At 70.7% G+C, this 13,453-nt stretch carries 15 protein-coding genes; 13 read left to right on the forward strand and 2 right to left on the reverse strand.

Features of this window, described 5'->3' with window-relative positions; genetic code table 11:
• The first annotated feature begins 34 nt into the window (after positions 1-34).
• The 12 genes from ND450_RS34795 to ND450_RS34850 all read left to right on the forward strand — a co-directional run bounded on the left by ND450_RS34795 (position 35) and on the right by ND450_RS34850 (position 10,592).
• Complete coding sequence (locus ND450_RS34795; RefSeq protein WP_253322516.1) at positions 35-1,207, forward strand: cell wall metabolism sensor histidine kinase WalK; 1,173 nt, start codon at positions 35-37, stop codon at positions 1,205-1,207.
• Positions 1,204-1,884 (forward strand): response regulator transcription factor, encoded by a 681-nt coding sequence (locus ND450_RS34800; RefSeq protein ID WP_089918981.1) that lies wholly within the window; start codon positions 1,204-1,206, stop codon positions 1,882-1,884. The genes ND450_RS34795 and ND450_RS34800 overlap by 4 nt, the downstream gene beginning before the upstream one ends.
• 27 nt (positions 1,885-1,911) lie before the next feature.
• Complete coding sequence (locus tag ND450_RS34805) at positions 1,912-2,892, forward strand: Ppx/GppA phosphatase family protein (RefSeq protein WP_253322517.1); 981 nt, start codon at positions 1,912-1,914, stop codon at positions 2,890-2,892.
• Positions 2,892-4,172, forward strand: a complete 1,281-nt coding sequence (locus ND450_RS34810) for a hypothetical protein (RefSeq protein WP_253322518.1) — start codon at positions 2,892-2,894, stop codon at positions 4,170-4,172. Before ND450_RS34805 ends, ND450_RS34810 begins: the two co-directional genes overlap by 1 nt.
• Positions 4,169-5,014: a sugar phosphate isomerase/epimerase gene (locus tag ND450_RS34815; protein ID WP_253322519.1), complete on the forward strand. Its 846-nt coding sequence runs from the start codon at positions 4,169-4,171 to the stop codon at positions 5,012-5,014. The genes ND450_RS34810 and ND450_RS34815 overlap by 4 nt, the downstream gene beginning before the upstream one ends.
• A gap of 233 nt (positions 5,015-5,247) precedes the next feature.
• Positions 5,248-6,144: a proline dehydrogenase family protein gene (locus tag ND450_RS34820; RefSeq protein ID WP_253322520.1), complete on the forward strand. Its 897-nt coding sequence runs from the start codon at positions 5,248-5,250 to the stop codon at positions 6,142-6,144.
• A complete protein-coding gene (locus ND450_RS34825; protein WP_089918989.1) occupies positions 6,141-6,923 on the forward strand; it encodes a thioesterase family protein in 783 nt (260 codons plus the stop codon). Before ND450_RS34820 ends, ND450_RS34825 begins: the two co-directional genes overlap by 4 nt.
• A gap of 10 nt (positions 6,924-6,933) precedes the next feature.
• A complete protein-coding gene (proC, locus tag ND450_RS34830) occupies positions 6,934-7,743 on the forward strand; it encodes a pyrroline-5-carboxylate reductase (protein ID WP_253322521.1) in 810 nt (269 codons plus the stop codon).
• A 138-nt stretch (positions 7,744-7,881) separates the two neighbouring features.
• A complete protein-coding gene (locus ND450_RS34835; RefSeq protein WP_030477960.1) occupies positions 7,882-8,094 on the forward strand; it encodes a helix-turn-helix domain-containing protein in 213 nt (70 codons plus the stop codon).
• A gap of 120 nt (positions 8,095-8,214) precedes the next feature.
• Positions 8,215-8,316 (forward strand): 30S ribosomal protein bS22, encoded by a 102-nt coding sequence (locus ND450_RS34840; protein WP_015105422.1) that lies wholly within the window; start codon positions 8,215-8,217, stop codon positions 8,314-8,316.
• 263 nt (positions 8,317-8,579) lie between these two features.
• Positions 8,580-9,617 (forward strand): NAD-dependent epimerase/dehydratase family protein, encoded by a 1,038-nt coding sequence (locus tag ND450_RS34845; protein ID WP_089918993.1) that lies wholly within the window; start codon positions 8,580-8,582, stop codon positions 9,615-9,617.
• A 15-nt stretch (positions 9,618-9,632) separates the two neighbouring features.
• The gene (locus ND450_RS34850) at positions 9,633-10,592 is read left to right on the forward strand and encodes a lysophospholipid acyltransferase family protein (protein ID WP_253322522.1); all 960 of its coding nucleotides are present in this window, start codon (positions 9,633-9,635) and stop codon (positions 10,590-10,592) included.
• Here ND450_RS34850 and ND450_RS34855 read toward each other — a convergent pair.
• The gene (locus ND450_RS34855) at positions 10,561-11,832 is read right to left on the reverse strand and encodes an isocitrate lyase/phosphoenolpyruvate mutase family protein (protein WP_253322523.1); all 1,272 of its coding nucleotides are present in this window, start codon (positions 11,830-11,832) and stop codon (positions 10,561-10,563) included. The two genes, ND450_RS34850 and ND450_RS34855, sit on opposite strands and share 32 nt — an antisense overlap.
• 66 nt (positions 11,833-11,898) lie before the next feature.
• Here ND450_RS34855 and ND450_RS34860 point away from each other — a divergent pair, with 66 nt between their 5' ends.
• Complete coding sequence (locus ND450_RS34860) at positions 11,899-12,549, forward strand: helix-turn-helix transcriptional regulator (protein ID WP_253322524.1); 651 nt, start codon at positions 11,899-11,901, stop codon at positions 12,547-12,549.
• Here ND450_RS34860 and ND450_RS34865 read toward each other — a convergent pair.
• Positions 12,542-13,438, reverse strand: a complete 897-nt coding sequence (locus ND450_RS34865; RefSeq protein WP_089919001.1) for an HAD family phosphatase — start codon at positions 13,436-13,438, stop codon at positions 12,542-12,544. The genes ND450_RS34860 and ND450_RS34865 overlap by 8 nt on opposite strands.
• Between the last annotated feature and the right edge of the window lie 15 nt (positions 13,439-13,453).

The following is a 13,453-nucleotide window of genomic DNA, read 5'->3' on the forward strand; positions in this document are numbered from 1 at the left end:
CCAGGACACCTCTGAGCTGCTTACCATTCGCCTCGTGACCACAACGGGTTACCTCGCTGTGTCGATCGGCCTCGCGCTCATCGGCGTGATAGCCGCTTTCTTCATCGGCCGGTTCACCGCTCCCAGACACCCCAGGAAGCCGGAAGGCCTCACCGTCGGTGACTTGATCCAGCAGATCGTGCACGACTCGCACGACGGCATCGTGGTGCTGAACCACTTCGGTGACGTCGTGATCCACAACCCTCGCGCCGAAGAGCTCGGGATCGTCCGCAACAACCGCGTCGACGACCGCGCCCGCAAGGCCGCCGAGGGTGTCCGCAGCAGCAACGAGGTCGTCTACGTCGACCTCTCGCCGCTGGACGGGCAGCGCGGTGGCCGCCAGCCGGAGGCCGTGCACGCCGAGGTCCGGCGGCTGGTCGAGGACTTCATCGTGGTCGACGCCACGGACGAGTCCGAGTCGGTGCGGCTGGAGAAGACCCGGCGCGACTTCGTGGCGAACGTCAGCCACGAGCTGAAGACCCCCGTCGGCGCGTTGGCGCTGCTCGCGGAGGCCGTGCTGGACGCGAGCGACGACCAGGAGGAGGTCCGCCGGTTCAGCGCGAAGATCATGCAGGAGGCGACGCGCCTCGGCACGCTCGTCACCGAGCTGATCGCGCTGTCGCGGCTGCAGGGGGCCGAGAAGCTGCCGGAGCTGTCCGACACCGAGATCGACGTCGTGATCAACGAGGCGCTGTCGCGGTCCCAGCTCGCCGCCGAGTCCGTCAACATCGCGATCACCACCGACGAGCCGAGCGGGTTCGTCGTGCCGGGTGACCGGTCGTTGCTGGTCACGGCGCTGACGAACCTGCTGGACAACGCCGTCGCGTACTCGCCGCCCGGCAGTCCGGTGAGCGTGAGCCGCCGGCTGGTGGACGGGCACGTCGAGATCGCCGTGACCGACCGCGGCATCGGCATCGCCGAGGACCAGCAGATCAGGGTCTTCGAACGCTTCTACCGCGTCGACAAGGCGCGGTCGCGGGCCACCGGGGGCACCGGCCTCGGGCTCGCGATCGTCAAGCACGTCGCCGCCAACCACGGCGGTGAGGTGAAGCTGTGGAGCCTGCCAGGAACGGGTTCCACCTTCACGCTGCGGCTCCCCGCCGCGGCGACCGAACCGAATCCGACTCTCGTGCCGGCTGGCACGGGTGACCCAGGAGGAGAGCTGTGACCAGGGTGCTCATCGTGGAGGACGAGGAGTCCTTCGCCGATCCGCTCGCCTTCCTGCTGCGCAAGGAGGGGTTCACCGCGGCCCTCGCGGCCACCGGCCAGGAGGCGCTCGAGGAGTTCGACCGCAACGGCGCCGACATCGTGCTGCTGGACCTGATGCTGCCCGGCATGAGCGGCACGGACGTCTGCAAGCAGCTGCGCGCGCGGTCCGCCGTCCCCGTGATCATGGTGACGGCCCGCGACAGCGAGATCGACAAGGTCGTGGGCCTGGAACTGGGCGCCGACGACTACGTCACCAAGCCGTACTCGGCCCGCGAGCTCATCGCCCGCATCCGCGCGGTGCTGCGCCGCGGCGGCGAGTCCGAGGACCTGCTCCCGCAGATCCTCGAGGCCGGTCCGGTGCGGATGGACGTGGAACGCCACGTCGTCACCGTCGGCGGCCAGGACATCAGCCTGCCGCTCAAGGAGTTCGACCTCCTCGAGTACCTGCTCCGCAACGTCGGCCGCGTCCTGACCCGCGGACAGCTGATCGACCGGGTCTGGGGAGCGGACTACGTCGGCGACACGAAAACGCTGGACGTGCACGTCAAGCGGCTGCGGTCCAAGATCGAACCCGACCCGTCGGCTCCCCGGCACCTCGTCACGGTCAGGGGTCTGGGTTACAAGTTCGAGTCCTGACGGACACGACCAGGTACCGTTTCCGGCGTGCGCCTGGGCGTTCTCGACGTGGGTTCCAACACCGTCCACCTCCTAGTGGTGGACGCGCATCGTGGTGCCCACCCCATCCCGATGACGTCCGAGAAGACGATCCTTCGTCTCGCCGAGCAGCTCGACGACAAGGGGCAGCTCCGCAAAGCGGGCGCTGACCAGCTCGTTCGCGCCGTCGCCGCCGCCAAGGCGTCGGCGAAGAAGTCCGGCTGCGAGGACCTGATGGCGTTCGCGACCTCGGCGGTGCGCGAGGCGGGCAACTCGAGCGAGGTGCTCGACCGCGTGCGCACCGAGACCGGGGTCGAGCTGAAGGTCCTGTCCGGTGAGGACGAGGCGAAGTTCACCTTCCTCGCGGTCCGCCGCTGGTACGGCTGGTCCGCGGGCAAGCTGCTCAGCCTCGACATCGGCGGCGGCTCGCTGGAGCTCGCCATCGGCCGGGACGAGAACCCGGACCTCGCCTTCTCCGTGCCGCTCGGCGCGGGAAGGCTCACCAGGACCCGGTTCCACAAGGACCCGCCCCGGCGCTCGGAGGTCCGCGAGACCACCGACTGGCTCGCCGAGCAGCTCGCGCCCGTGGCGCGGAAGCTGAAACGCGCGGGGGAACCCGATCGGGTGGTTGCAACCTCAAAAACTTTCCGAACGCTGGCGCGGCTCACCGGGGCCGCGCCATCGTCTGCCGGGCCCAGGGCGCGTCGGGTGCTCACCGACGCCGGGCTCCGGCAGCTGATCGCGTTCATCTCCCGGATGTCGGCCAGTGACCTCGCGGAACTGGAGGGCGTGAGCACCTCGCGCGCCCACCAGCTCGTCGCGGGCGCGCTGGTCGCGGAGGCCACAATGCGAGCCCTGTCACTCACCCAGCTGGAGATTTGCCCCTGGGCACTCCGGGAGGGTGTCATCCTCCGACGGCTGGACCACACTGACGGCACGGACCAGAGCGATACTGGACGGACTGGCCAGACCGGGGCACGGTGGAGTTGATGAGTCGAGAGAGCGGATCGGACCAGACGCAGCGCACAGTCGCTGAGCTGCTCGCCCAGTACGGGGGCAGCGCAGAGAGTGCGCCACGTCGGCGACGCCGCCGGGCGGCTGACGAGGAAGACGACGTCCAGCAGCCGGAGACCGCGCCCCAGACGATCATCGAGCGGGTGCTGTCCGACAGCGGCCGCCTGATGGCCATCCGCGACGACGACGCACCGCAGCCCGGTCGTCGCGCCGCACCGGAACCGCCGCCCGCCGCCGAGCGCACCGCGTACCAGCCGAAACCGCCGGTCGCCCCGCCCGTCGCGCCGCCGAAGCCGCAGCCGTCGCAGCAGATGCCGCTGCCGCCGGCCCAGCCGCCGCAGGTCCGCAGACCGGCCCCGGCCGCTCCCAAGCCGGCGCCCCCGAAGCCTGCCGCGCCCGTGCCGCCGCCTCCCGCGGCCGCCGAGCAGACCCGGCAGGTGCCGCAGGTCCGCGACCAGCCGTCGCGCTCGGACATGCCGCGCCCGGACGTGCCCGGCCGCCTGGAGGCCCGTCTCGACCAGGCGACCACGGCCGCGCCGAACCCGTCGCGCCCGAACATCGCCCGGCCGAAGTCCGTGCCGCCGTCGGTGCAGATGCCGGTCGCCGCGCCTCCGCGCGAGGCGATGACCGAGCAGCTCCCGCGCATCCCGGCGAAGGCGCCGGTCGACCAGATCGCCGCGCTCGAGACCGAGTCCGTGCTGATCGTGCCGCCCGCCCCGCCGAAGCTGCCGGAACCGCTGCCGGGCAACCAGCCCGACGCCTGGTTCGGCGACGACGACCCGAACGCCCACACCGACCTGTCGATGGCGCCGATGGAGTCGACCGCGGCGCACCCCGGCCCGTACGTGGACGACGACTCGCAGGAGTACGCCGCCTACCGCGCCGAGGACGACTACCTCGCGGACGATTCCGACGACGAGGACGACGACGACGGCCCGGCGGGCCTGGACGACGCCGCCGAGATCGACGAGGAAGCCGAACCGGAACCGCGCTCGGCCGGCAAGGAGTGGCTGGTCATGATCGGCCAGCTCGCCGTCGGCGTGCTGGGCGGCGCCGGCCTGTGGCTCGCCTTCAACTACCTCTGGCGCGCCATCCCCGCCGCCGCCCTCGTGGTCGCCCTGGCGGTTACCGTGGGTCTGGTGTTGCTGGTGCGAAAGATCCGCCGAGCGGACGATCTGCAGACCACCGTCCTGGCCGTGCTCGTGGGCCTCATCGTGACAGTCTCACCAGCGGCGATGCTGCTGGTGAAGAGTTGACCGCCCGCATCCCGGTCGGGCTCTCCACGGCGTCGGTCTACCCGCAGCCCGCCGGAGCGGCGTTCGACATGGCCGCCGACCTGGGCTACGACGGCGTCGAGCTGATGGTGTGGGCCGACCCGGTGTCGCAGGACATCCGCGCGGTAGACCGCCTGTCGACCCGAACGGGCATGCCGGTGCTCGCCGTGCACGCCCCCTGCCTGCTGATCTCTCAGCGCGTGTGGTCGCCGGACCCGTCCGAACGGCTCAGGCGTGCGGTTGAGGCGGCCGGTGACCTGGGCGCGCCCACCGTGGTGCTGCACCCGCCGTTCCGGTGGCAGCGGAAGTACGCGGACGGGTTCGCCGAGCTGGTCGCGTTCCTGGAGGCCGAGAGCGGGATCGCCATCGCCGTGGAGAACATGTTCCCGGTGAAGCGCCCGCTCGGGCGGGGGCGTTCGGTCGAGATGAACGCGTTCAAGCCTTCTGTGGATCCCACCGACGTGGGGCACGCGAACTACACGCTGGACCTGTCGCACTCGGCTGCCGCGCACATGGACGCGCTGGAGCTGGCGAAGCGGATGGGGGACGGGTTGCGGCACGTCCACCTGGCGGACGGGTCCGGGGCGCCCAAGGACGAGCACATGGTGCCTGGGCGTGGGTCTCAGCCCTGTGCCGAGCTGTGCGAGATGCTGGCCCGGGGTGGGTTCGACGGGCAGGTCGTGCTGGAGGTCAACACGCGGCGTGCCGGGAGCGTGGAGGCTCGGCGGGAGATGTTGGCCGAGTCGTTGTTGTTCGCGCGGTTGCACCTGGATTGGGCTGCTGAGGGCGGGGCCGGGAAGGCCCGGCCCGGGCTTGGTCGCTGATTTCGGCGGCTTGTTGCAGGTCACTTTGCGTGGGCGAGCGCCGGTTGGCACCGCGCTCCGCGGCTGCGTGCGTGGTTGCGGTGGGTGGGCGAGTGCGGTTGGCCCGAGGCCTGCGTGTGTGGTCGCCTCACGCCTCACGCCGGGCCTGCGAGCGTGGTCGCCTCCCGCCCGTCCCGTGCTCCGCTCGCGAGTCCTCGCCGCCCCTGAGTTGAGCGGCGAGTTAGGGTTCCCGTGTGAACCCGCTGCGAGCGTTGATCATGGCCGCGTCTCGCAACGAGACGGTCCGCCACCTCGTCGCCAACGCGCCCATCAGCCGTGACGTCGTGAAGCGCTTCGTCGCGGGCGAGACCACCGCCGACGCGGTCGAGGTGGTGCGGGGGCTCGGGTTGCCGGTGACGCTGGACTACCTGGGTGAGGACACCACCGACAAGGCCCAGGCCGAGAAGACCGTGCAGGCCTACCTCGAGTTGCTCGACGCGTTGCACGCCGCTGGGCTCGCGAAGGACGCCGAGGTCAGCGTGAAGTTGAGCGCGGTCGGGCAGACGCTCGACGAGGCGCTCGCCCTGACGAATGCCTCGCGCATCTGTGCCGCCGCCGAGCAGTGCGGGACGACGGTCACGCTCGACATGGAGGACCACACCACCACCGACTCGACGTTGCGGGTGCTCGAGGAACTGCGGCGCACCTGGCCGTGGGTGGGGGCGGTGTTGCAGTCGTACCTGCACCGGACGCTGGAGGACTGCGAGCGGCTCGCGGGGGCCGGGAGCAGGGTTCGGCTGGTCAAGGGGGCCTACGCGGAGCCTCCCGAGGTTGCGATTCAGAATCCATCAGAGGTTGATCTGAACTACGTGCGGTGTGTGAACGTTCTCCTCGCTGGAGAGGGTTACCCGATGTTCGCCACGCACGACCCGCGGCTGATCGAGATCATCGGCGAGCGGGCGCGCTGGTATGACAAAACCGACTTCGAGTACCAGATGCTCTACGGCATCCGGACCGAGGAGCAGAGGCGTCTCGGGACTCGCGTTTATGTTCCCTACGGTGAGCAGTGGTACGGATATCTCATGCGGCGACTAGCTGAACGGCCTGCCAACGTGACCTTTTTCCTGCGGTCGCTGGCCAGCCGCTCATGACCTTCTCGAAGTCCAGTGCGGTGCGGTCGCTCGGTGACGGAACCTTCACCGCGTCCCTGCCCGCCGAGTGGACCGTCGGGCCCAAGCCCCACGGTGGTTTCCTCCTCGCGGTGATGACCCGTGCGGCGGCTCAGGTCGCCGACGCGGACCCGTTGGTCGTGTCCGCGCAGTTCCTGCGGGCGCCGGAGGTCGGGCCCGTGCTGGTGCGGACCGACGTGCGCAAGGCCGGGCGGACGGCCACGGTCATCGCCGTGTCGCTGGAGCAGCGCGGTCAGGTGTGCGTCGAGGCGTCGGTGACGACCGGGCGGATACCGGAGAACCGGGCCGACTACGTGAACCTGCCGGCGATGCCCGCCGCGCCGCCGCCCGGTGCGGTGGAGCTCGCGAACTTCCCGACCGGCGGGAGCTACAAGGTCGGTGCGTTGTGCGACCTGCGGGTGGACCGCGAGTCGGCGACGTTCCTCGACCGGCGCACGGACGGGCCGTTGACGCTCAAGCTGTGGGCGCGGCCCACGGACGAGCAGCCCGACCCGTACTTCGCGTTGCTCGCGGGCGACCTGTCGATGCCCGTCACGTTCAACCTCGGGCGTTTCGGCTGGTCACCGACGGTGCAGCTGACGGCGTTGCTGCGCGCGCGGCCTGCTCCCGGCTGGTTGCGCATCCACGTGACGTGCCAGGCGGTGCACGGGCAGTGGTTCGACGAGGACGCCACGGTGATCGACTCGGCCGGGCGGCTGGTGTGCCAGGCACGGCAGCTTGCGTTGACGCCCGCTGTGTGAGACTTGACCGATGACGAAGATCGCGGTGCTCGGCGCGGGCAAGATCGGTGAGGCGCTGCTGTCCGGGCTCTTGCAGGGTGGTCGCGCGGCCTCGGATCTGCTGTTCACCGAGAAGCACGAGTCGCGGGCGAAGGCCCTGACCGAGCAGTACGGGTTCGAGGCCGTCACGGTCTCGGGCGCGGCGGCGCAGGCCGGCGTGCTCGTCGTGGCGGTCAAGCCGCAGGACATCGAGCCGTTGCTCACCGAACTCGCGCCGGTGCTGCGTCCCGGCACGTTGATCGTCTCGCTGTGCGCGGGCCTGCCGACGGCCCTGTACGAGCGCAGGCTGCCCGCGGGCACCCCGGTGGTGCGGGTCATGCCGAACACGCCCATGGTCGTCGGTGAGGCCATGAGCGCCGTTTCCGGCGGGTCCAACGCCACGCCCGAGCACCTCAAGGTCGTCGAGGAGCTGCTGTCGACCGTCGGCAAGGTCGCGGTGGTGCCGGAGTCGCAGCAGGACGCGGTCACGGCGCTGTCGGGGTCCGGTCCCGCGTACTTCTTCTTCCTGGTCGAGGCGATGATCGACGCGGGCATCCTGCTCGGCATCCCGCGCGACCTGGCCTCGCAGCTCATCATCCAGTCCGCGGTGGGCGCCGCGACGATGCTGAACGAGGGCTCGAACCACCCGGTGATCCTGCGCGAGGCGGTCACGTCGCCCGCCGGCACGACCATCATGGCCATCCGCGAGCTGGAGAAGCACGGCGTGCGCGCCGCCCTTCTCGCGGCCATCGAGAGCGCCCGTGACCGGTCCGTCGAGCTGGGCAAACAGCACGAGGACTAGGTCGAAGTGAGGGACCGGCCCCACTTGGACGTCGCAGGAGTCACACCAGTCCCGCTACTCTCAGGGCAGCACGTGCGTGTCGAACCGTCGGTGGGGAAGACCGACGGCACGACACGTGTCTAAGGATGCGGTGATTTCATGCCTGCGAAGGAGAACGAACGAACAGGCCTCGCTCAGGTGCAGTTCCTGACCGTGGCCGAGGTGGCCTCGATGATGCGGGTCTCCAAGATGACGGTGTACCGCCTGGTGCACTCGGGCGAGCTACCCGCGGTGCGGGTCGGCAAGTCGTTCCGGGTGCCGGAAAAAGCGGTGCACGCCTACCTGGAGAACGCGTACTTCGACGCTGGCTGAAGGCTGGTGAACCCCGCCGGGTAGACTGGTAGGCCGATCGTGCTTACCGGCGCGCCGTGCTTGACACGGCCAAGGCTGGGGCGCGCCAGTCAAAGCAACGTCTAGAGCTAAGGAACCCGCATGGGCTCGGTCATCAAGAAGCGCCGCAAGCGCATGTCGAAGAAGAAGCACCGCAAGCTGCTGCGCAAGACCAGGGTCCAGCGCAGGAAGCGCGGCAAGTAAGCCCGCATGCGCTCTGCCGCCGCCGGTCTCCGCGAGGAGACCGGCGGCGGTTGCGTTTTTCCGGGCCCGCACAGGTCCTTGCGGCGGCACGGATATCACCCAGTGAGACGAACGGTGAGAAACACGGGATCAGTCGCCGCCGTTCGGGTGATTGGGCGGTAAAGCCCGCGTGACCTGCGTCAAGACGGCGTTCCGGCCCCGTGCGGTTCTCAATCCGGTCTGTAGCATCGACCAATCGCCACGCCCTTCGTGCTTGGAGTCGCATGACGCCCAAGGTCGTCCTCGTCACCGGAGTGAGCCGCTTCCTCGGCGGCCACCTCGCCGCGCGCTTCGCCGCGAACCCGGACATCGAGCGCGTGCTCGGTGTGGACACCGAGCCGCCGCCACGCGACCTGCTGCGCCGCATGGGCCGGGCGGAGTTCGTGCGGGCCGACATCCGCAACCCGCTGATCGCCAAGGTCATCTCCACCGCGAACGTCGACACGGTCGTCCACGCCTCCGTCACCGCGAGCCCGGCCGGGCCCACCGGCCGCACGGTGATGAAGGAGATGAACGTCATCGGCACCATGCAGCTGCTGGCCGCGTGCCAGAAGTCGCCCAAGGTGCAGAAGCTCGTCGTGAAGTCCACCAGCGCCGTCTACGGGTCCAGCAGCCGCGACCCTGCGGTGTTCACCGAGGACATGGGCCCGAAGGACCTGCCGTCGTCCGGCTACGCCAAGGACGCGGTCGAGGTCGAGGGCTACGTGCGCGGGTTCGGCCGCCGCAGGCCGGACGTCAACGTCACGACGCTGCGCTTCACCAACTTCATCGGCCCGCGCATCGACACGGTGCTGACGCGCTACTTCGCCCTACCGGTCGTGCCCACCGTCCTGGGGTACGACGCTCGTGTGCAGCTGCTGCACTCCGAGGACGCGCTGGCGGTCCTCGAACGTGCGACGCTGCACGACCTGCCAGGTGTGTACAACGTGGGCGGCGACGGCGTGCTGCTGCTGTCGCAGGCCATCCGGCGGGCGGGCAGGCTGAACCTGCCGGTGCCCAGCATGGCCGTGCCCACGGTCGGTGGCTTCTTCCGGAGCGCCCGGCTCGTCGACTTCTCGCCCGACCAGATGAGGTTCCTCAACTGGGGGCGCGTGGTCGACACCACTCTGCTGCGCAAGGAGTTCGGGTTCACGCCGCGGTGGACCACCCAGCAGGCGTTCGACGACTACGTGAACGGCCGAGGCCTGAAGCCGCTCATCGACCCGGAGACGATCGAAGCCGCGGAACGGGGAATCCTCGACGCGGCCGCCCGTTTCCGCTGATCTTTGCTTGAGGAGATGAACGCAGTGGCAGGAGCACGCGTTATCCCGCTGCACGACCCGGAACGCGACGCCGCGCGCAGATCGCGCCACGTCGAGGTGGTCCCCGAACCCGAGCAGCAGCAGTCCGCGACACCGGACTGGGAACGCAGGCTGACCGACCTGCTGGCGTTCGCGCGCAGGCGGATCGCGGGTGACTACCAGATCGACGAGTTCGGCTTCGACCGCGACCTCACCGAGAACGTGCTGATGCCGCCGCTGAAGCCGCTCTACGAGAAGTGGTTCCGCGTCGAGACGATCGGCCTGAACAACATCCCGATGGCGGGCGGCGCGCTGATCGTGGCGAACCACTCCGGCACCGTGCCGCTCGACGCGCTGATGACGGCGTACGGCATCGCGTCCGAGCACCCCGCGCACCGGCCGTTGCGCGGCCTGGGGGCGGACCTGGTGTTCCGCACGCCGGTGCTGGGCGCGTTGGCGCGCAAGGGCGGCCAGACGCTCGCCTGCAACGCCGACGCCGAGCGGCTGCTGTCGTCCGGTGAGCTCGTCGGCGTGTGGCCGGAGGGCTTCAAGGGCATCGGCAAGCCGTACAAGGACCGCTACAAGCTGCAGCGCTTCGGCCGCGGCGGTTTCGTGTCGGCGGCGCTGAAGACCGGCGTGCCGATCATCCCGGTGTCGATCGTCGGCGCCGAGGAGATCTACCCGATGATCGGCGACATCAAGACGCTCGCCCGGTTGCTGGGCTTCCCGTACTTCCCGGTGACGCCGTTCTTCCCGCTGTTCGGGCCGCTGGGCGCCATCCCGCTGCCGTCGAAGTGGTACATCGAGTTCGGCGAGCCGATCCGCACGGACGTGTTCGGCGAGAACGCGGCCGACGACCCGATGCTCGTCTTCAACCTCACCGACCAGGTGCGCGAGACGATCCAGCAGACCCTGTACCGGCTGCTCACCCAGCGGCGGAACGTGTTCCTCGGCTGACGAGCTCCTGCACGTCCTCGTAGCTGAACGCAGGTGCCGTTCCACCGTCGCGCACGGCCTCCGCGGTCGCGACGGTGTGGTGCAGTGCCGCCCTGAACAGCAGTGACCCGGTGCTGACGCGCTTGACGCCCAGCTCGCCGAGCTCCTTCGGCGTGCGCTGCTGGGCCAGCACGTTCAGCGGTGCGAGGGCGGCCAGCTCCTCGATCTCGCGGGGCTCGGTGAGGCCCGCGACGAAGATCCCGTCCGCGCCGGCGTCGACGTACCGGCGGGCGCGGTCGGCGGTCTCCTCGGGTGCGAGGCCCAGCCAGTGGGTGTCGATGCGGGCGTTGAGGAACACGCCGGGCGCGCGGGTCTTGACGGCGGTGATCAGCTCGGCCTGCTCGGCGGGGGTGGCGAGGCCGTGCGGGCGGCCGTCCTCCAGGTTGACGCCCGCGACCCCGAGTCCGGCCACCAGGTCCGCGACCTCGTGCGGCGGCGCCCCGAACCCGGACTCCAGGTCGGCCGTGACGGGGAACGGCAGGTCCGCGAGCAGCCGGGCCAGCGCGACGGCCTGGTCGCCTGCCAGGCCCATGCCGTCCGGGATGCCGTGCGCGGCGGCCACGCCGAGGCTCGTCGTGCCGACCGCCGGGAAGCCCGCAGCGTGCAGGGCGACGGCGGAGGCGTGGTCCCAGGCGTTGGGGAGGACCAGCGGGTCCGCCTGCTGGTGCAGGGCCCGGAACGCCGTGTTCTTGGCGATCCGCGTGGCCAGGTGCCGTCCGGGACAGGCGTGCGGACCGCGGCCGAACGGGTGGTTCGCCAGGCCGACCTCGATCACGCTGTTGCCGGTGTCCCGGCGCGTGAGGGGGACCGGTGGCGCGGTGTCGCCTGTGCGGAGGCGGTCGGCGAGGGCGTGCGTGGCGGCCCAGGCCTGGACGAGCAGGCCGATCCGGGCCGCGGTCTCCTCGTCGTGGGTGGTGGCCAGGCGTTCGACGGCGGCGTCGGCCGCCGCGGTGATCGGCTCGTGGGGCTGGTAGCTCGGGGCGATCCGCGCGATGTCGTCCAGCGAGCCCGGCAGGCCGAGCGCGATGGCCAGTTCGTCGAGGCTGCCGGCCCGCACGCCGTCCAGCAGCCGCTCGGTCAGGGCGCGTCGGCGGGTGTGGTCGGGGCCGTTGCTGAACCTCACCACGGACGACTGGAGCCAGGCCACGCCCGTGTCTCCTGGCGGGACCGACGGGACCGGCAGCAGCAGCTCTTCGCTCATGCCCAACGACGGTAGGGGCTGGACGCTTCGGTGCCGGCCGAAGTGTCCTGGCCGCAGAATGGCGGGGTGGAAGCACTCGCCCAGGTCGCCGGACTGCTCGCGGACTCCACGCGTGCCGCGATCTGCGGCGCCCTGCTCGACGGACGGGCCTGGACCGCGAGGGAACTGGCCGCGCACGCCGGAGTCGCCGCCTCGACCGCCAGCGAGCACCTGACGAAGCTGGTCGAGGGCGGTGTGCTGGTCGAGCACCGGCAGGGACGGCACCGGTACGTCGCGCTGGCCGGACCGCACGTCGCCGAGCTGCTGGAGGCGATGGTCGCGTTCGCCGGGCCGCGGGTGGCGCCGCGCGGGTTGCGGGCGGCCGCGGTGTCGGAGGCGATGGCTCGGGGGCGGACCTGCTACGACCACCTGGCGGGGAAGCTCGGCATCGCGCTGAAGCGCGGGCTTCTCGAGCTCGGAGTCGTCAGCGCCGAGCTGACGATCACCGAGCCGGGCATGATCTGGATGAAGGAGCTCGGCTTCGAGCCGGGGAAGCGCGAGCTCAGCCGGGCCTGCCTGGACTGGACCGAACGCGTCCCGCACCTCGCCGGAGCCACCGGAGCGTTCCTGTGCGAGGCGTTCTTCGAACGGGAGTGGGTGCGCAGGATCGGCACGGGTCGCGCGGTGGTGCTCACGCCGGTGGGCGAGCAGGCCTGGAAGGCCCTCGGGCTCACTTGACCCGGCGCCGGTAGGCCATCGTGGCCGCCACCGCCCCGGCCAGCGCGCCGGCGCCCAGCACCGACGGCACGCCGATCTTGGCCGCCTTGCGGCCGGTGCGGAAGTCGCGGATCTCCCAGCCCTTGCGCCGCGACACCTCGCGCAGCTGCGAGTCCGGGTTCACGGCCACCGCGGTGCCCACCACCGACAGCATCGGCACGTCGTTCGACGAGTCCGAGTACGCGGTGCAGCGGCGCAGGTCGAGGCCCTCCTTGGCGGCCAGCGACCGCACGGCCTGCGCCTTGGCCTTGCCGTGCAGGAGGTCGCCGACCAGGCGGCCCGTGTAGATGCCGTTCTCCGACTCGGAGACGGTGCCCAGGGCACCGGTCAGGCCGAGGCGGCGGGCGATGATCTGCGCGAGCTCGACGGGCGTGGCGGTGACGAGCCAGACGCGCTGACCCGCGTCGAGGTGCATCTGGGCGAGGGCCTGGGTGCCCTTCCAGATGCGGTCGGCCATCAGCTCGTCGTAGATCTCCTCGCCCAGCGAGACGAGTTCGGCGACGCTGCGGCCCGAGACGAACGACAGCGCCTGCTCGCGGGAGGCCTTGACGGACTCCGGGTCCTCGCGGCCGCCGACGCGGAACTTCAGCTGCTGCCAGACGAAGCCCGCGAGGTCGGAGGAGGAGAAGTACTTGCGCGCGGCGAGGCCGCGGGCGAAGTGGAAGATCGACGCGCCCATCATCATCGTGTTGTCCACGTCGAAGAAGGCGGCCGCCGTCAGGTCGGGCGGGACGGTCAGCGCGGTCTCGAGCTCCGGCGCCATCGCGGCGGCCTGGATCGCCGCCTCTGCCGATGCCTCGCCGGCCAGCTCGGCCAGCCGGTCGCTCTCCACGTCACGCTTGCCTGCCATGTCACAAGCCTAGCG

Source organism: Lentzea sp. HUAS12 (genome assembly GCF_024125735.1).
GTDB lineage: Bacteria > Actinomycetota > Actinomycetes > Mycobacteriales > Pseudonocardiaceae > Lentzea > Lentzea albida.

Coding starts and splice junctions, on each gene's coding strand:
- ND450_RS34810 (WP_253322518.1), top strand. CDS start 2,892: ATGAGTCGAGAGAGCGGATCGGACCAGACGCAGCGCACAGTCGCTGAG.
- ND450_RS34825 (WP_089918989.1), top strand. CDS start 6,141: ATGACCTTCTCGAAGTCCAGTGCGGTGCGGTCGCTCGGTGACGGAACC.
- proC (WP_253322521.1), top strand. CDS start 6,934: ATGACGAAGATCGCGGTGCTCGGCGCGGGCAAGATCGGTGAGGCGCTG.
- ND450_RS34835 (WP_030477960.1), top strand. CDS start 7,882: ATGCCTGCGAAGGAGAACGAACGAACAGGCCTCGCTCAGGTGCAGTTC.
- ND450_RS34840 (WP_015105422.1), top strand. CDS start 8,215: ATGGGCTCGGTCATCAAGAAGCGCCGCAAGCGCATGTCGAAGAAGAAG.
- ND450_RS34845 (WP_089918993.1), top strand. CDS start 8,580: ATGACGCCCAAGGTCGTCCTCGTCACCGGAGTGAGCCGCTTCCTCGGC.
- ND450_RS34850 (WP_253322522.1), top strand. CDS start 9,633: ATGAACGCAGTGGCAGGAGCACGCGTTATCCCGCTGCACGACCCGGAA.
- ND450_RS34855 (WP_253322523.1), bottom strand. CDS start 11,832: ATGAGCGAAGAGCTGCTGCTGCCGGTCCCGTCGGTCCCGCCAGGAGAC.
- ND450_RS34865 (WP_089919001.1), bottom strand. CDS start 13,438: ATGGCAGGCAAGCGTGACGTGGAGAGCGACCGGCTGGCCGAGCTGGCC.